The following is a 17,158-nucleotide window of genomic DNA, read 5'->3' as shown; positions in this document are numbered from 1 at the left end:
GCACGTTCCGGAAGAGAATATCGCGAGTCGAACCCGCGAAGGCAACGTGTCCGAGATTAACCACGGCCCCCGTCGGGTGTCCGGCGATCCGCTCCGGCGCCCGCGAACAGGCCGGGAAGTTAACGGGGGAGTAACAACTCCGAACCGAACGGTCCGTGGGTTGTGTGGAGGATCACAGCGCTCGCGGGCGTGGGGTGAGAAGGATCCGAAGGGCTCCGCCGCCAGGACTCGAACCTGAACTATCTGAACCAAAATCAGAGGTGCTGCCATTACACTACGGCGGATTACCGCGCGCCGGGACGACGCCCGGATACGCGGGAACGATCCTCGCATGCCGACGCGCCGTGCGTCGAACCGCCGGACAAATTCCTCGGCGACCGGGCTATAGGGTGGCCTCTACCAGCGCCGAGTGTGCGCGACGCGGCGTGTCGGAAAGGACGGTGGACCCCAGTGTCACGACCATCGCGGGAGGACCGGACCACCGAGCGTGCCCCCCGGACGCGGATGACGGGAACCCAACGCCGCGAGCAGTTGATCGAGATCGGCCGGGCGCTGTTCGCCGAACGCGGATACGAGGCGGCATCGATCGAGGAGATCGCGGCGCGGGCGAACGTGTCGAAGCCCGTCGTCTACGAACACTTCGGTGGCAAGGAAGGGTTGTACGCCGTCGTCGTCGATCGGGAGATGTCGACGCTGCTCGAGATGATCACGTCGTCGCTCACCCAGAATCGCTCCCGGATCCGGGTCGAACGGGTCGCGCTGGCGCTGCTCACCTACGTCGAGGAACGCACCGACGGCTTCCGGATCCTGGTCCGGGACTCGCCGGTCGCCGCCGACGACGGCACCTACTCGAGCCTGCTCAACGAGGCGGTCCGGCAGGTCGGCCACATTCTCGCCGGCGACTTCGCGCGCCGCGGACTCGATCCCGACCTCGCGCCGCTGTACGCGCAGGCGCTCGTCGGCATGGTCGCGACCACCGCCACGTGGTGGCTCGACGACCGCACCCCGTCCAAGGAGGTGGTCGCCGCGCACCTGGTGAACCTGTGCTGGAACGGCCTGACCAACCTCGAGGCCGACCCGCAACTCGGGCAGTGAGGACGACCGGGCGGCGGGGTCGGGTGCCCGGCCCGGTGTCGGTGGGCACGCCTAGAATCGAACGGTCTGCATTTCACGACATCAGGAGCGCCGTCGTTGTCTTCCGTGTCCACTTCAGATAACTCTTCGGCCCCTGTCGCCGCGGCCACGCCACTCGCGGGTCTCGCGTCGACGGCGCTCGCGGACGGCGCGATCGGCCGGGTGCAGGACAGCGTCGGACGTACCGGTGTCGACATCGTCGCCCCGGTCGCGGCGCGCCCGTTCGTCGCCGCCGCGCTCGCCGACCGCACCCAGTTGTTGCTGGTGACCGCTACCGGACGTGAGGCCGACGACCTCACCACCGAGTTGCAGGAGATCTTCGGGGACGGCGTCGCGCAGTTCCCGTCGTGGGAGACGCTGCCGCACGAGCGGCTCTCGCCGAGCGCGGACACCGTCGGTCGCCGCCTGCAGGTGCTGCGGCGTCTCGCGTGTCCCGACGAGGCCGACTACGGCCCGCCGCTGCGGGTGATCGTCACGACCGTGCGCTCGCTGGTGCAGCCGATGGCGCCCGGGCTCGGCGACATCGAGCCGGTCGTCCTGCGGATCGGATCCGAACACGACTTCGGCGAACTGGTCTCGCGTCTCGCGGAACTCGCATACACCCGCGTCGACATGGTCGGCAAGCGCGGCGAGTTCGCGGTGCGCGGCGGCATCCTCGACGTCTTCCCGCCCACGTCGGATCATCCAGTGCGCGTCGAGTTCTGGGGCGACGAGGTCACCGAACTGCGGGCGTTCTCGGTCGCGGACCAGCGTTCGCTGCCGGAACTCGAGCTCAGCACGGTGGTCGCGCCGCCGTGCCGTGAACTGCTGCTGACGGAAGCGGTGCGCGACCGCGCCGCGCAGCTGGCCACCGAGAACCCCGCCGACGCGGCTCTGGTCGAGATGCTCGACAAACTCTCGGCCGGTATCCCGGTCGAGGGCATGGAGGCATTGCTGCCGCTACTGCAGCCCGGCGAGCTGCAGCTGCTCACCGAGGTGCTGCCGCGCGAGACCCATGTGCTGCTGTGTGATCCGGAGAAGATCCGGACCCGCGCCACCGATCTCGTGCGCACCGGGCAGGAGTTTCTCGAGGCGTCGTGGACGGCGGCATCGATCGGCGGGGCCGCGCCCATCGACACGTCGGTGCTCGGCGGCGGCATCGACCTGGGAGCGTCCGCGTACCGGTCGCTGCGTCAGGTGCGGGAGAACGCCGAGGCGCAGGGCCGTCCGTGGTGGACGATCAGTCCGCTGGCGTCGGGCAGCGAAGACGAGCTCGTCCTTCCGGTGCAGTCGGCGCCCGAGGTGCGCGGGTCCGACGAGCTGCTGTCGATGCTGTTCGTGAACCTGCGGGCGCACGTGACCACCGGGGGACGCGCGGTGGTGGTCGTCGCCGGTTCGGGCACGGCCCACCGCGTGCTCGAGCGACTCAAGGAGGCCGACGTCCCGGCCGGCGAGCTCGCGCCGGGCGCCGAGCCGGCCCGCGGACTCGTCCAGGTCCTGCGTGGGTCGCTGCACGAAGGCATCGTGCTGCCGGGTGACGACGCGGCCGGGGTCCCCGGATTGGTGATCGTCACCGAGTCCGACCTGACCGGCAATCGGGTGGCCGCCGCCGGTGACGGCAAGAAGATTCCGGCCAAACGGCGCAACCAGGTCGATCCGCTCGCGCTCACCGCCGGCGACATGGTGGTGCACGACCAGCACGGCATCGGCCGCTTCGTCGAGATGGTCGAGCGCACGATCGGCGGGGCCCGCCGCGAGTACCTCGTCATCGAGTACGCCGCCAGCAAGCGCGGCCATCCGGGAGACCGGCTGTTCGTGCCGATGGAGTCGCTCGATCAGCTCTCCCGTTACGTCGGCGGCGAGATGCCCGCGCTGTCGAAGCTGGGCGGCTCGGACTGGCAGAACACGAAACGTAAGGCGCGCAAGGCTGTCCGGGAGATCGCCGGCGAGCTGGTGCAGCTGTACGCGGCCCGCCAGGCGGCGCCGGGTCACGCGTTCGGTCCGGACACCCCGTGGCAGAAGGAGATGGAGGACGCGTTCGCATTCACCGAGACCCACGACCAGTTGACGGTCATCGACGAGGTGAAGGCCGACATGGAGAAGCCGGTCCCGATGGATCGCGTCGTGATCGGCGACGTCGGTTACGGCAAGACGGAGGTCGCGGTCCGTGCCGCCTTCAAGGCCGTGCAGGACGGCAAGCAGGTTGCGGTGCTGGTGCCGACGACGCTGCTCGCGCAGCAGCACCTGCAGACGTTCTCCGAGCGGATGGCGAACTTTCCGGTGAAGGTGCGGGGCCTGTCCCGGTTCACCGATGCCGCCGAGTCCAAGGAGATCATCGCGCAGCTGGCCGACGGCGAGATCGACATCGTGGTCGGTACCCACCGACTGCTGCAGACCGGTGTCCGTTGGAAGGACCTCGGTCTCGTGATCGTCGACGAGGAGCAGCGGTTCGGTGTGGAGCACAAGGAGCACATCAAGGCGCTGCGCACGCACGTCGACGTGCTCACCATGTCGGCCACCCCGATCCCGCGAACGCTCGAGATGAGCATGGCCGGCATCCGGGAGATGTCGACGATCCTCACGCCGCCCGAGGAACGGCACCCGATCCTCACGTATGTCGGTGCGTACGCGGACAAGCAGGTGGCCGCGGCCATCCGGCGCGAGTTGCTGCGCGACGGTCAGGTGTTCTACGTCCACAACCGGGTCAGCTCGATCGACAAGGCGGCCAAGCGGATCCGCGAGATGGTTCCCGAGGCTCGGGTCGTCGTCGCGCACGGGCAGATGAACGAGGAGACCCTCGAGAAGACCGTGCAGGGGTTCTGGGAGCGCGAGTTCGACGTCCTGGTCTGCACCACGATCATCGAGACCGGCCTCGACATCTCGAATGCCAACACGCTCATCGTGGAACGGGCCGATTCGCTGGGCCTGTCGCAGCTGCACCAGTTGCGCGGCCGCGTCGGCCGTAGTCGTGAGCGCGGGTACGCGTACTTCCTGTACCCGCCGGAGAAGCCGCTCACCGAGACGGCGTACGACCGGCTCGCCACGATCTCGCAGAACTCCGACCTCGGCGCCGGCATGGCCGTCGCGATGAAGGATCTCGAGATCCGCGGCGCCGGAAACGTGTTGGGTGCCGAGCAGTCGGGGCACGTCGCGGGTGTCGGCTTCGACCTGTACGTGCGGCTGGTCGGCGAGGCCGTGGAGGCGTATCGCGCAGTCGCCGACGGCCGGCCCGTCACCACCGAGCCTGAGGTCAAGGAGGTGCGCATCGATCTTCCGGTCGACGCGCACATCCCGCCCGACTACGTCACCAGCGATCGGCTCCGGCTCGAGGGCTATCGCAAGCTCGCTGCCGCAGCCGACACCGATGCGATCGCCGCGGTCGTCGAGGAACTCGTCGACCGCTACGGTCCGCTCCCCGAGGAGGTGGGTCGGCTGGTGTCGGTCGCGAAGCTCCGATTGCTGTGCCGCGAGTACGGCATCGAGGAAGTGGCCGTCACCGGCACCCAGCTCAAGATCTCGCCCATGCAACTTCCGGACTCGAAACAGCTGCGGCTCAAGCGCATGTACCCGAGCGCGCAGTACCGGGCGACTACCGGGATGGTGCAGATGCCGCTGCCGCGTGCCGGTTCGGGCGGCGTAGGAGCCGAACGGGTGCGCGACGTCGAACTGCTGCAGTACATCGCGAACTTCCTCCTCGCGATGGACGGGAAGGCGGCGGACTCCGTGGATCTCGGCACCGCCACCGGTGTGCAGGCCGGGGTCTGACGCAGATGACTGCCGGTGACGAGCGCCAGGACGAGTGGCGCACGGGCGACGCCGTGGTCGAGGCCGCCCTGGTGATGGACAAGCTGTGGGGCTTCGGGGGCTGGGAGGTGACGCAGACCCACGACTCGCTGCGTCCCTATCTGCTCGAGGAGACGTACGAACTGCTCGACGCGATCCAGTCCGGCGATCCCGTCGCGATCCGGGAGGAACTCGGAGACCTGTTGCTGCAGGTCCTGTTCCACTCCCGGATCGCGGAGGCCGCCGGCGAGTTCACGGTCGACGACGTGGCTGCCACTCTCGTGACCAAGCTGGCTCACCGCAGCCCCCACCTCGCGGACGACCTCGCGGGCCCGGTGGACATCGCCGAGCAGGAACGCGCGTGGGAGGCCCGCAAGGCGGCCGAGAAGGCCCGCGAATCCTGCATCGACGGCATCGCGTTGCAGCAGCCCGCGCTCGCCCTCGCCGAGAAGGTCGTCTCCCGGGCACGCAAGGCCGGATTTCCGGACGAGTTGGTGCCCGACGAGCTGCGGATGGTACGGCTCGGTGGGCCCGAGAGCGCCGAGGACGGGCTGCGGAAGGCCGCCCTGCGTTTCGTCGCACGCATCCGGGCCGCCGAGTCCGCCGCGCACGCGGCCGGGGTCGCATGGGGCGGACTCGACGGTGACGCGTGGCGGACCTACTGGAGTAGTTGACTCTGGATCATTCCGGGAAACCGTTGTGATGACCCGCGATTCGGCCGTGCGCGTCGAGTTCGATCGTGACGTCCACCCCGATCTTGCCGAGGAACTCGTAGTCGTGGCTGACGACGATCATCGCGCCGCGGTAGCTGTCGAGCGCCTCGGCGAGTTGCTCGACGCTGGTGATGTCGAGGTTGTTCGTCGGCTCGTCGAGGATCAACAATTGTGCGGGTGGCTCAGCCAGTAGCAGTTTGGCGAGTGAGACTCGGAAGCGTTCACCGCCGGACAACGTCGCGACCGGGCGATCGGGCGCGCTGCCGCGGATCAAGAGACGGGCGAGTTGGTTCCGGATCGTGCCGGACGAGGCTCCGGTTGCGACGTCCTGCACGTTCTCGAGTGCGCTCCGCGTCTCGTCGAGGTTGTCGAGTCGCTGTGGCAGATAGCCGACCCGCTCGGTGAGCAACGCCCCGCGCACTCGGCCCGGGTCGCCCTCGGTGCCCCGGAGGAGATGGTCGAGAAGCGTGGACTTGCCGGCCCCGTTGGGGCCCACGAGCGCGATTCTCTCCGGGCCCTGCACGACGATGGTGCGTTCGCCGTCATGGAACTCGGCGATGCGTCGACTCCGTGGCACATCCGGGTCGGGCAGCGTGAGATGGATGTGCTCGTCTTCCCGAACCCGTCTGGCGGCCGCATCGGCCGCGGCCTTGGCGCTCTCGACCTTGTCGTCGAGCGTCCCGCGCATCGCCCCCGCGGAAGCCTGCGCCTTGCTCGCGCGATTTCCGGCGAGGATCTTCGGGATACCGCCGTCCTTCTGGGTCTTCTTCGCCGTCCGTTCGCGGCGGGCCAGCTTCGTCTCGGCTTCGATCCTCTGGCGCTTCTCGACCTTGAGCGCCTGGTCGGCGGAGCGCGCGGCTTGCACGGCGGCCGCCTGCTCCTGTTCGCGATGCTCCTTCCATGCGCTGTACGGGCCGCCGAACACCTCGATCCGGCTGTCGTGCAACTCTGCGGTGGCATCCATGTGCTCGAGCAGTTCCAGGTCGTGGCTGACGACGACGAGAGTGCCCGTCCAGTTGTCGATCATCTCCGCGAGACGTGCGCGTGTGGGCCGGTCGAGGTTGTTCGTCGGCTCGTCGAGCAGGGTGACCGGGGTACGCCGGACTCGGAGGCCGGTGATCGCGATCAGCATCGCCTCTCCGCCGGAGAGGGTGTCGACTCGGCGGTCGAGATCCACTGTGGTGAAGCCGATCTCGTGGAGGGCCTCCTCGGCACGTGCCTCGATGTCCCAGTCGTCGCCCACGGTGTCGAAGTGGCGCGGATCGGGGTCTCCGGATTCGATGGCCCGGAGCGCTGCGACGATCCGGTCGACACCCAGGAGTTCGGCGACGGTCGAGTCCTTGCGGTTGGTCAGCGTCTGGGGCAGATACCCCACCCCCCCGACCGTGTCGACGCGTCCCGACGTGGGCCGCAGCAGCCCGGCGATCAGTCGGAGCAGTGTGGACTTACCCGCTCCGTTCCGCCCGACGAGACCGGTGCGCCCGGTGGTGAAGGTGCCGCTCACGCGATCGAGCGCGACGGTGCCGTCGGGCCATTCGAAGGTGAGGTCTCTCAAAGTGATTGCGGAGGCACTCATGCGTTGCCGTCCCTTTCGTGAAAGGTTGCTGATCAGCGGGGCTGAGGGAACGACCGATCACAAGGGGTCGCCCGGAGGGGCGAGCATGCGTCGCACGAGTAGGTCGACATCGCTGCGCACACGGGAGAACGTGATCGGCGCGAGCCGGAAGTGCCGGGGATGGGCGCCCTGGAATGGGCATGGGTCGTCAGCCTGGGCGCGGTCCGCGCCGGAGCGGCTACGCCACCGGCAGTCCGGTGGCTAGATTCTGTCGACCTCGATGTCCATGGCCGGCACTCTATCAGTCGTGCGTTGCATCAGTCGTGCGTTGCGCGTCACGCCTCGAACAGCGTCGATCCCCAGTAGTCGCCGTCACCGACACCCGGTGGCACCGCGAACACGGCGGAGCCGACGTGCTTGATGTACTCGTTCAGTGCGTCGTTGCGGGCGAGGGTCTGTTGCATCGGCACGAACTGCTTCTGCGGGTCGCGGCAGTACGCGATGAAGAACAGGCCGGCGTCGAGATGGCCGAAACCGTCTGTGCCGTCGGTGAAGTTGTAGCCGCGGCGCAGGATCTGGATGCCGTTCAACTCCTCGGCCGACGCGAGCCGAACGTGTGCGTCCTTGTCGATCACGAGCTTCCCGCCGGCGCCCTTGGCTCCCAGCTGCAGATCGTCGAACTCGTCCTTGCGACCCAGCGGTGCGCCGGTGCCCTTGGTCCGGCCGAACACCCGCTCCTGTTCGTGCAGCGTGGTGCGGTCCCACGGCTCGATCAGCATCCGGATGCGGCGGGCCACCAGGTACGAGCCACCCGCCATCCATGCCTGGTCGTCCTGCGGATCCACCCACACGAACTCCGACAGCGCCACGGGGTCCTCGGCCTTGATGTTCCGTGTTCCGTCCTTGAACCCGAACAGGTTTCGAGGCGTCGCCTGGGTCGTCGACGTCGAGGACGTGCGCCCGAATCCGAGCTGCGACCACCGCACCGCCACCACACCGAAGCCGACGCGGGCCAGGTTGCGCACCGCGTGCACCGCCACCTGCGGGTCGTCGGCGCAGGCCTGGATCGCGATGTCGCCGCCGGAGCGGGCCGGCTCGAGCGCGTCTCCGGTGAACTTGGGCAGGTCGGCGAGCGCCGCCGGCTTCCTGTCCGCGATCCCGAAGCGGTCCTTACCGTTCGCGTCGAACAGAGACGGTCCGAACCCGATCGTCAGCGTGAGCTTCGAGGCGTGCAGGTCCAGTGCCTCACCGGTATCGGTGGGCGGGTTGTATTCGCCGGCGCCGACGGCACCGTCCGCGGCGGCCTCCTCGCCGGCGGTCATCCGCGCGGCCATCTCGGTCCACTTCTTCAACATCGCCACCAGTTCGTCACGCGAATCGGTGATGACGTCGAACGTGACGAAGTGCATGCGATCCTGTGCGGCCGTAACGATTCCGGCCTGATGGATACCCCGGAAGGGCACCACTTCGGAGGTCGATGCCGCGGCCTCGGGGGCCGACAGGCGGCCCACCGCCGCACCCGCGCCGGCGAGGACCGCGCCGGCCCCGACGGCGCCGAAGAGACGCCGGCGGGACAGTCCTGGACGCGATTCGGCCCGGCCGGTGTCGTCCGACTGGTTGTCGTTCCGGGAGTTACTGTCCTGCGACGACACCCTGCACCTGGCTCACTTCGGCGGACAACGCATCGATCTTCTGGGACAGCGCCTGACGCTGCGGCTCGGTCACCGTCTCGTAGGAGACGAATCCGTCGCCCTGGCGGAACTGTGCGAGTTCGGCATCGAGGTCTGCGAAACGCTGGTCGATGCGGGCGGCGAGTTCCGGGTTGCGGTCGTCGAGGATCGGACGCAGCGACGCGATCGCGGCCTGCGAACCGTCGGCGTTGGCCTGGAAGTCGTACAGGTCGGTGTGCGAGAAGATGTCCTCCTCGCCGGTGATCTTGGTGCGGGCGATCTCGTCGAGCAGTGTCTGGGCGCCGCCGGCCACCTGGATCGGGTCGACGACGAAGTCGGGAGCCGCGACACCGTCGGCGAGCTCCTGGATGTCGGCGACGAGTTGGTCGGCGATCGCGTTGGTGTCGGGCTGCAGCCCCTGGACCCACAGGTCCTTCTCGAGGCGGTGGAAGCCGGTCCAGTTCCAGCCGGGCTCGACGTCGACCTCGCGCAGGTCGATGCGCGGATCGAGGTCGTCGGGGAAGCTCTCGGCGATGGGTTCGATGCGCTCGTAGTACGTACGGGTCAACGGGTACTGGGCTTTCGCGGCGGCCACGTCGCCGGCCTTGATCGACGCGACGAACGCCGTGACGGTCTCCTGCAGTGCGGTGAGCTGGCTGTCGACGTAACGCTTGTAGCCGTCGGCGGCCTCGGTGAGGCGTCCGTCCTGGTCGGTCGCGGCGACGGAGTCGCCCGTGACGACGAATTCGGATCGGATGCCGTTGCCGACCATTCCCGGCTTGCACGCGGTGTGGTAGGTCCCGGCCTCGGCGAGGTTGACGATGAGCTGGCGGGTCAGACCGGGGCCGACGTTCTCGACCTCGCCCATCACTCGATCGCCGGCGCCGAAGACGTAGAACTCGGTGACCTTGGAACCGTTGTTGGTGATGGAGAACGTGGTGTTGCCGGTCTCCGCCGAGTTGCCCGAGATGTCACAGGTGGAGTCGGTGGCGGTCACCGTGATCGCCTCGGCGTCCGCGGTCGACTTGGACGTGCACGCCGCGAGGGCGAGGGGGGCGATCGCGAGCAGGGCGAGCGCGGAGGTGGTACGACGCACGAGCGGAACCTTTCGGGTGACGGTCATCGGGAAGCGTTGAGTTCGGAGTCGGTCGGTCCCGGAGCGGCCTGCGGTGCTGCGGCTTTCGGCTTCACCGGGCGGAGGAAGAGCGGCATCACGATCGCGAGGTACGCCACCCACGCGATCACCTGGAGGACGGTCGGATCGGGGCGGAAGTTGAAGATGCCCTGCAGGACCGTGCCGTACCAGCTGGACGTGTCGAACACGGACGAGATGTCGAACGCGAGCGTCGATCCGCCGGGCAGCCACCCAGCGATCTGCAGTGCGCGGACGCCGTACGCGAGGATGCCGGCCGCGACGACGACGAGGAACGCGCCGGTGTAGCGGAAGAAACGGGCGAAGTCGATGCGGACCGCGCCGACGTACAGCAGCACGGTCAGGGCGGCCGCGACCGCGATGCCGAGCAGCAGTCCGACGAGCGGCCACGAGCTTCCGGCCGCGTTCTCGGCGTAGCCGACGAGGAGGAGAGCGGTCTCGACGCCCTCGCGGCCGACGGCGAAGAAGGCCATCGTCGCGACGGCGACCGGGCCGACGGCGAGCGCCCGGTCCAGCCCGGCGCGCAGGTGCCCCGACATCGACGCCGCGGCGGTGCGCATCCACAGGACCATTGCGGTGACGATCGCGACCGCGACGAGCGACGCCAGGCCGCTGATGAGTTCGGCGGCCGTGCCGGTGACGGTGGAAGTGCCGAAGTGGATGCCGACGAAGATCGCGACGACCATCGCGACGGCGGCGCCGACGCCGACCCATACCCATCTGAGGGCGTCGCGGCGCTCGGACTTCACCAGGAAGGCGACCAGGATCATCACGACGATGCCGGTCTCGAGTCCCTCGCGCACCCCGATCAGGCCACTGCCGAACAGCTGGGTCGCAATGGACGGCGCGGCGGCGCCGGCGGCGAGGACTGACACTCTGGGCTCCTGCTACGGGTCGGGACGGCGCGAACGGAAAGGCAAGGCAAGGCAAGCCGAACCTCGAAGGACCACGCCGAAAGTAGCAGCCCCCGACAATGGAGAAAAACCACCCCTGACCTGGTGCTTTTTGTCTGGAATGGGGCTTTGGTCCCGATTCGTCCGACGTCGCGACCGCGCGGTTCTGGATGATGGATGCCGTGACGAGAGAAGCCGCAACCCGCGCAACCGCGACGAGGGCCGCTACGGGGCGGTCCTACGGATCACCCGCGCCGACGTACCCGCCACCCAAGCGCCGGCGTCCGCTGCGCACGTTCCTGGTCGTGGCGTCGTCGGTCCTCGTGGGCGTCGCGGTGGTGGTCCTCGCGGTCGGGTTGGACGAGCTGGACCAGCGCAAGCCCCGCATCGAGATCCCGGAGGGCGTCCCGCCGGGACCGGGTGCGCCGACGCCGCCGATCGACATCAACGGGCCTGGGCGGACCGCGGCGATGCTGGGGGAGTGGGCGGCGCCCCTGTCGGACGCGCTGGCAATCTCGCCTACCGCGCTCGAGGCCTACGGGTACGCGGCCGCAGTGATGGCCGCGACCAAGCCTGATTGTGGAATCGGATGGACGACACTCGCGGGGATTGCGGCCGTCGAGAGCAAGCACGGCACGTATCGCGGCTCGAGCGTCGGCGAGGACGGGCAGGTGAGCCCGCCGATTCGAGGTATCCCGCTCGACGGCTCGCCCGGAGTCGCCGAGATCCCCGATACCGACGGCGGCGCGATGGACGGCGACGCCACCCACGACCGTGCCATGGGTCCGCTCCAGTTCATCCCGGAGACGTGGGCGCGCTGGGGCGTCGACGCCAACGGTGACGGTGTGGTCGACCCCGACAACATCGACGACGCAGCCCTCACCGCAGCGCGGTACCTGTGTGCGCGCGGTGGCGACCTCACCACTGCGGACGGGTGGACCGCCGCCCTCATGGCCTACAACCTGTCGGGGGAGTATCTGCGCGACGTCCGCGACCGCGCGGCTGCGTACTCGGTGGGAGTGCGGAGGTGACCTGCGCGACGGGCGTGCCTGGAGGCGGGAGTCGGTTACTCCCGCTAGGCTCAGACCTGGCACTATGCATCCGGCGACTCAGCGTGGTCGCTTGCCCGTAGACAACCCAGTTGCTGCTGCCCGGACCGGCTCGATCCGCTGTCCGCAGCAGCCGTACGAAGCCGCCGAAGGAGAACCATTCGTGGCCATCATTGAGCAGGTCGGAGCTCGCGAGATCCTCGATTCCCGTGGCAACCCCACGGTTGAGGTCGAGGTGCTGCTCGAGGACGGTAGCTTCGCCCGCGCCGCCGTTCCCTCCGGCGCGTCCACCGGTGAGCACGAGGCCGTCGAACTGCGTGACGGCGGCGACCGTTACCTGGGCAAGGGTGTCCAGAAGGCCGTCGAATCCGTCCTCGGCGAGATCGCACCGGCCATCATCGGCCTGGACGCCACCGAGCAGCGCACCGTCGACCAGGCTCTGCTGGACGCCGACGGAACCCCCGACAAGTCCCGCCTGGGCGCCAACGCGCTGCTCGGCGCGTCGCTCGCCGTGGCCCGCGCCGGTGCGGAGTCCTCCGGCCTGGAGCTGTTCCGTTACGTCGGTGGCCCCAACGCCCACGTGCTGCCGGTCCCGATGATGAACATCCTCAACGGTGGCGCGCACGCCGACACCGGCGTCGACGTCCAGGAGTTCATGGTGGCGCCGATCGGTGCGCCGACCTTCAAGGAGTCGCTGCGCTGGGGTGCCGAGGTGTACCACTCGCTCAAGTCGGTGCTCAAGGCCAAGGGCCTGTCCACCGGCCTCGGTGACGAGGGTGGCTTCGCTCCCGACGTCGCGGGGACCAAGGAAGCGCTGGACCTGATCAGCGAGGCCGTCGCCAAGACCGGCCTGAAGCTGGGTACCGACATCGCACTCGCACTCGACGTCGCCGCCACCGAGTTCTACACCGACGGCACCGGCTACAAGTTCGAGGGCAAGATCCGTACCGCCGAGGAGATGGGCGCGTTCTACGCCGAGCTGCTGACGCAGTTCCCGCTGGTCTCGATCGAGGATCCGCTGAGCGAGGACGACTGGGCCGGCTGGGTGGCGCTGACCGAGCAGATCGGCAACAAGGTCCAGCTCGTGGGCGACGACCTGTTCGTCACCAACCCGGAGCGCCTCGAGGAGGGCATCGCCAAGGGCGCCGCGAACGCACTCCTGGTGAAGGTCAACCAGATCGGCACGCTCACCGAGACGCTGGATGCCGTCGACCTGGCCCACCGCAGCGGCTACAAGACGATGATGAGCCACCGTTCCGGTGAGACCGAGGACACCACGATCGCCGATCTGGCCGTCGCGGTCGGCAGCGGCCAGATCAAGACCGGTGCCCCCGCCCGCAGCGAGCGCGTCGCGAAGTACAACCAGCTGCTCCGCATCGAGGAGAGCCTGGGCGACGCCGCCCGCTACGCCGGCGAGCTGGCGTTCCCGCGCTTCGCCTTCGAGGCGTAAGCACGCCGATGAGTCAGCGCGGTAGGTCGCGGTCGGGTCGTCTCTCCCCGGGAGGACGCCCCGAGCGCCACGGTGCCGGGACCGGGCAGGGCTCTCGTAGGCCCCGCCGCAACCGGGTCGGCACCACTACCGCGACCGGACGTGTCGCCCCCGACGCGTCGAGCCCACTCGATGCGGGCGGCGACGCGGCCGGACCTTCGCACGCCACCGGCTCCCGTGTCCGCTCCAGGCGGGCGGGCGCGGGACGCCGGTCGGCGCAGGCGCAGCCCGAGCGCACCTTCTTCGGTCTGTCGACCGGCCGCGCCGTCATCCTCGGCGTCGTGATCTGCGCTCTCGCGCTCACGCTCGCGATGCCGTTGCGCACGTATCTCACGCAGCGTGCGGAGGCCGATCGGCTCGCCTCCGAGCAGGTGGCGCTCGAACAGCAACTGGACCAGCTGCGCCGCCAGAAGGAGCAGATCGAGGATCCCGCGTGGATCGCCACGCAGGGCCGCGAGCGACTCGGCCTGGTCCGCCCCGGTGAGACGCCCTACAAGGTGCAGTTGCCCGGGGACTGGCAGCCGCCGAAGAAGGACGCGCCCCCGCCGCCGCCGTCGACCGGCGCCTGGCACAGCGACCTGTGGCAGCGGCTCACCGAACCCGCGCCCGTCGCCGAGGCCGAAACAGAGACACCGCCGGAGGCCCCCGTGGTGCCGGCACCCGCCCCAGAAGAACCAGGAGTACCCACCGGGTGAGCGAATCGTCCGTCCCCCAGGAAGACCTCGACGCGGTGGAGGCCCAGCTGGGTCGTGTCCCACGGGGCGTCCTCGAGATCGCGTACCGCAGCCCGGACGGCCAGCCCGGCGTCGTGAAGACCGCCCCCCGGCTGCCGGACGGCACGCCCTTCCCCACCCTCTACTACCTGACCGACCCGCGTCTGACCGCAGAGGCCAGCCGGCAGGAGTCGGCCGGCGTGATGCGCGAGATGACCGAGCGCCTGGCCACCGACCCGGAGTTGGCCGCAGCCTACCGTGCCGCACACGAGTCCTACCTCGCGGAACGCAATGAAATCGATTCCCTGGGAACGGACTTCACCGGCGGCGGCATGCCGGACCGGGTGAAGTGTCTGCACGTTCTCATGGCGCATTCGCTCGCGAAGGGGCCGGGGGTCAATCCGCTCGGTGACGAGTCCGTCGCCCTCGCTGCACGCGGAAAGCTGCGCGGCACCGCGATTCCCGCCGACTGGCCCGAGTACCAGGGCCCGGAAGTTTCCGGAGACGCCGAGTGACCCGGGTCGCGGCGATCGACTGCGGCACCAACTCGATTCGTCTGCTGGTCGCCGAGGCCGGCGAGGACGGCCGTCTCACCGACGTCACTCGTCTGATGCGGATCGTGCGCCTCGGACAGGGCGTCGACGCCACGGGAGCGTTCGCGCCCGAAGCCATCGAGCGCACGCGCGTGGCGCTCGGTGAGTACGCCGAGATCATCCGTGACACCGGCGCCACCGCGGTGCGTATGGTCGCGACGTCCGCCACGCGGGACGCGTCGAATCGCGACGACTTCTTCGCCATGACGCGCGAGGTGCTCGGAGCGGTGATTCCCGGCGCCGAGGCGGAGGTCATCACCGGCGACGAGGAGGCGCGTCTGTCGTTCGCCGGCGCCGTCGGCGAGCTCGACGCGTCGGAGGGTCCGTTCGTGGTCGTCGACCTCGGTGGCGGTTCCACCGAGGTGGTGCTCGGCGACGACGCCGGAGTCCACGCCGCGTACTCCACCGACGTCGGGTGCGTGCGCGTCACCGAACGGTGCCTGCACGACGATCCGCCCACCACCGATCAGATCCACGCCGCCCGCGCGTTCGCGGCCGAGCGCCTCGCTCAGGCCTTCGAACGCGTGCCGGTGGAGCAGGCTCGCACCTGGGTCGGCGTCGCCGGCACCATGACGACCTTGTCGGCCGTCGCGCAGGACCTGCCCGAGTACGACGCCGAGCGGGTGCACCTCTCGCGGCTGAGCGTCGGGCAGCTGCACGACGTCGCGAACCGCCTGGTGTCCATGACGCACGACGAGCGGGCCGCGCTCGGGCCGATGCACCCCGGGCGGGTCGACGTGATCGGTGGCGGCGCCATCGTCACCACCGTGCTCGCCGACGAACTCGCGAGGCTTGCAGGCATCGACGAACTGGTCGTCAGCGAACACGACATTCTGGACGGAATTGCAATGTCAGTCCTACTGGGTGGGTCGTGAATTAGCTCACTGTTTGTGCCGCTTACACTGTTCCTTGGTTTCCACTGTCGTGGCCACCGGAGTCGGGCCGGTGGTGGGCCCCCATAGCCCAATTGGCAGAGGCAGCGGACTTAAAATCCGCCGAGTGTGGGTTCGAGTCCCACTGGGGGCACGCCCGTCCCGCCGTCTGACGGCACATGGCATCGGGGATCCCGTCCACCGCGCTTCCGGTGGACGGGACCTTCCGCCATTTCGTCGCCTTCGCTCATGAATATCGGCAGTTCCGATTCGGTTCGTGTCGGTGGTGCGGTATACCTTGTGCTCTACAACCGAGCTGGTCGGTTTTCTTGGGGGATTCACGGGTGGGGATCTGTAGTTCCATCGCTCGCGCCTGCCCATTTCCGCCTCCAGCTGCGGTGGGGACTGAATTGAGTTGTGAGCGAGGGGGATTCAAATGACAGAGCAGTTTCCGCAGTACCCCGGTGGGGGTGCACCTCAGGGCGCGCAGCCGGCCTACGGCCAGATGCCGCAGCAGTCGATGCCGCAGGGCTACGGCCAGATCCCGGGTAACCCCGAGCGCAACGGGTTGGGCCTGGCGGCGCTGATCCTCGGCATCGTGGGCCTGCTGTTCTGTCTGGTGCCGTTGACGGGTTTCATCGGGCTGATCCTCGGCGTAATCGGCCTCGCCCTGGGTTTGGCGGGCCTCAGTCGGGTACGCAAGGCGCAGGCGAGCAACAAGGGTGTCACGATCTCGGGCATCGTGCTCAGCGTGCTCGCGGTGGTCGGTGGTATCGCGGGCATCGTCATCGTCTTCACTGCGGTGGATCAGCTGGGTGACGACCTGAACCAGATTTCCAACGACTGGGACAGCTATTCGGAGTGCATCAGCAATGCCGATACCCCCGAAGAGATGAACGCCTGCAACTGAGACGCCCGCAGGAGGGGGTAGGTGGCGCGCACGCGGCGTCTACCCGCTCACCTGCAGTGCCAGTGCCCGTAAGCGTTCGGGTTCTGCCATCGCCGACATGGTGCGGTGCGGTCCGGGCTCGACTGGGCGGCCGCAACCGTGGGGAGATCGCGCGGGACGATCGGGGCGGCGGTCGAAACTGCGGCCGGCGGAATCGCCAGTCCGGTCGCTGCGACAGTGGCTACGACGAGAACCCTTGCGAGCGTGAGGAATGTGGACGGGGAAGGCGGAACGCGCACCTGAGTCATCGGTCGATCCTTTCGGCGGGACCGCAGCGCTCCCCGTGCTGCGATCGAAGCGCCGATGGCGTCCTCGTCGCAGCCCATTGCGGCGCACTCACCATGCTATCGATCCGCGCGAGAGCGGAGAAGGGCCTCGCGCAGCAAGTTCAGATCGCGACCGCGGCAACGCCGACCGCAAGCGCTGACAGTCCGCCGACGGCGATGCCCTCGGTCGGTACTCCGGTGACGGCGAGGTCCACCATCGCGGGCAGCAGGCCGGCAGAAGCCGTCAGGGTCGGTTTGCCCGGCCTGTGACGCCTGGGGGCGGACTCGTCGGATTGCGCCCACACGGGGCGTACCCGCGACGGCGTGAGGGGAGGTGATTCCACGGG

At 68.9% G+C, this 17,158-nt stretch carries 14 protein-coding genes and 2 tRNA genes; 10 read left to right on the top strand and 6 right to left on the bottom strand.

The features are described 5' to 3' along the window. Window positions 1-213 precede the first annotated feature (213 nt). Window positions 214-284: transfer RNA gene (locus A6I89_RS06225), tRNA-Gln, on the bottom strand. 220 nt (window positions 285-504) lie between these two features. Between A6I89_RS06225 and A6I89_RS06220 the strand changes: the two genes are divergently transcribed. From A6I89_RS06220 to A6I89_RS06210, 3 genes are all read left to right on the top strand, one after another. Then, entirely contained in the window at window positions 505-1,095 is a 591-nt protein-coding gene (locus A6I89_RS06220; RefSeq protein WP_005514691.1) for a TetR/AcrR family transcriptional regulator, read from the top strand. Window positions 1,096-1,200: 105 nt separating this feature from the next. Next, window positions 1,201-4,878, top strand: coding sequence for a transcription-repair coupling factor (gene mfd, locus A6I89_RS06215; protein WP_022594690.1), 3,678 nt, complete (start codon window positions 1,201-1,203; stop codon window positions 4,876-4,878). A gap of 5 nt (window positions 4,879-4,883) precedes the next feature. After that, window positions 4,884-5,570 carry a nucleoside triphosphate pyrophosphohydrolase gene (locus tag A6I89_RS06210; protein WP_005514689.1) on the top strand — a complete coding sequence of 229 codons (687 nt, stop codon included), beginning with the start codon at window positions 4,884-4,886 and terminating at the stop codon, window positions 5,568-5,570. Window positions 5,571-5,577: 7 nt separating this feature from the next. Here A6I89_RS06210 and A6I89_RS06205 read toward each other — a convergent pair whose 3' ends face one another. From A6I89_RS06205 to efeU, 4 genes are all read right to left on the bottom strand, one after another. Next, window positions 5,578-7,185 (bottom strand): ABC-F family ATP-binding cassette domain-containing protein, encoded by a 1,608-nt coding sequence (locus tag A6I89_RS06205; protein WP_022594691.1) that lies wholly within the window; start codon window positions 7,183-7,185, stop codon window positions 5,578-5,580. 314 nt (window positions 7,186-7,499) lie between these two features. Beyond that, the gene (gene efeB, locus A6I89_RS06200) at window positions 7,500-8,741 is read right to left on the bottom strand and encodes an iron uptake transporter deferrochelatase/peroxidase subunit (RefSeq protein ID WP_390893145.1); all 1,242 of its coding nucleotides are present in this window, start codon (window positions 8,739-8,741) and stop codon (window positions 7,500-7,502) included. Window positions 8,742-8,796: 55 nt separating this feature from the next. After that, window positions 8,797-9,957, bottom strand: coding sequence for an iron uptake system protein EfeO (efeO, locus tag A6I89_RS06195; RefSeq protein WP_013415265.1), 1,161 nt, complete (start codon window positions 9,955-9,957; stop codon window positions 8,797-8,799). Beyond that, window positions 9,954-10,862, bottom strand: a complete 909-nt coding sequence (efeU, locus tag A6I89_RS06190) for an iron uptake transporter permease EfeU (protein ID WP_022594695.1) — start codon at window positions 10,860-10,862, stop codon at window positions 9,954-9,956. The genes efeO and efeU overlap by 4 nt, the downstream gene beginning before the upstream one ends. Window positions 10,863-11,053: 191 nt before the next feature. On the opposite strand from efeU, the gene A6I89_RS06185 reads away from it, so the two are divergent. The 7 genes from A6I89_RS06185 (at window position 11,054) to A6I89_RS06155 (ending at window position 16,506) form a co-directional block, all read left to right on the top strand. Beyond that, window positions 11,054-11,911, top strand: coding sequence for a lytic transglycosylase domain-containing protein (locus A6I89_RS06185; protein WP_231811910.1), 858 nt, complete (start codon window positions 11,054-11,056; stop codon window positions 11,909-11,911). A 181-nt stretch (window positions 11,912-12,092) separates the two neighbouring features. Next, window positions 12,093-13,379, top strand: coding sequence for a phosphopyruvate hydratase (eno, locus tag A6I89_RS06180; protein ID WP_005514682.1), 1,287 nt, complete (start codon window positions 12,093-12,095; stop codon window positions 13,377-13,379). An 8-nt stretch (window positions 13,380-13,387) separates the two neighbouring features. Next, window positions 13,388-14,113, top strand: coding sequence for an FtsB family cell division protein (locus tag A6I89_RS06175; RefSeq protein ID WP_022594700.1), 726 nt, complete (start codon window positions 13,388-13,390; stop codon window positions 14,111-14,113). Continuing rightward, entirely contained in the window at window positions 14,110-14,646 is a 537-nt protein-coding gene (locus tag A6I89_RS06170; RefSeq protein ID WP_005514680.1) for a DUF501 domain-containing protein, read from the top strand. The genes A6I89_RS06175 and A6I89_RS06170 overlap by 4 nt, the downstream gene beginning before the upstream one ends. Beyond that, complete coding sequence (locus A6I89_RS06165; RefSeq protein WP_022594702.1) at window positions 14,643-15,599, top strand: Ppx/GppA phosphatase family protein; 957 nt, start codon at window positions 14,643-14,645, stop codon at window positions 15,597-15,599. Before A6I89_RS06170 ends, A6I89_RS06165 begins: the two co-directional genes overlap by 4 nt. Window positions 15,600-15,676: 77 nt before the next feature. After that, window positions 15,677-15,750 (top strand) — tRNA-Leu (locus A6I89_RS06160). A gap of 282 nt (window positions 15,751-16,032) precedes the next feature. After that, window positions 16,033-16,506: a DUF4190 domain-containing protein gene (locus A6I89_RS06155; RefSeq protein ID WP_022594704.1), complete on the top strand. Its 474-nt coding sequence runs from the start codon at window positions 16,033-16,035 to the stop codon at window positions 16,504-16,506. Window positions 16,507-16,933: 427 nt separating this feature from the next. On the opposite strand, the gene A6I89_RS24360 is transcribed toward A6I89_RS06155, so the two are convergent. Continuing rightward, window positions 16,934-17,155, bottom strand: coding sequence for a hypothetical protein (locus A6I89_RS24360; protein ID WP_139811866.1), 222 nt, complete (start codon window positions 17,153-17,155; stop codon window positions 16,934-16,936). Window positions 17,156-17,158: the final 3 nt, after the last annotated feature.

The organism is Prescottella equi (assembly GCF_002094305.1).
GTDB lineage: Bacteria > Actinomycetota > Actinomycetes > Mycobacteriales > Mycobacteriaceae > Prescottella > Prescottella equi.
This window is presented reverse-complemented; position numbering and strand designations above follow the sequence as displayed.

Excerpts from the sequence above, each read along its gene's own strand:
- A6I89_RS06220 (WP_005514691.1), top strand. The coding sequence starts at position 505 with ATGACGGGAACCCAACGCCGCGAGCAGTTGATCGAGATCGGCCGGGCG.
- A6I89_RS06210 (WP_005514689.1), top strand. The coding sequence starts at position 4,884 with ATGACTGCCGGTGACGAGCGCCAGGACGAGTGGCGCACGGGCGACGCC.
- A6I89_RS06205 (WP_022594691.1), bottom strand. The coding sequence starts at position 7,185 with ATGAGTGCCTCCGCAATCACTTTGAGAGACCTCACCTTCGAATGGCCC.
- efeO (WP_013415265.1), bottom strand. The coding sequence starts at position 9,957 with ATGACCGTCACCCGAAAGGTTCCGCTCGTGCGTCGTACCACCTCCGCG.
- A6I89_RS06185 (WP_231811910.1), top strand. The coding sequence starts at position 11,054 with ATGGATGCCGTGACGAGAGAAGCCGCAACCCGCGCAACCGCGACGAGG.
- A6I89_RS06175 (WP_022594700.1), top strand. The coding sequence starts at position 13,388 with ATGAGTCAGCGCGGTAGGTCGCGGTCGGGTCGTCTCTCCCCGGGAGGA.
- A6I89_RS06155 (WP_022594704.1), top strand. The coding sequence starts at position 16,033 with ATGACAGAGCAGTTTCCGCAGTACCCCGGTGGGGGTGCACCTCAGGGC.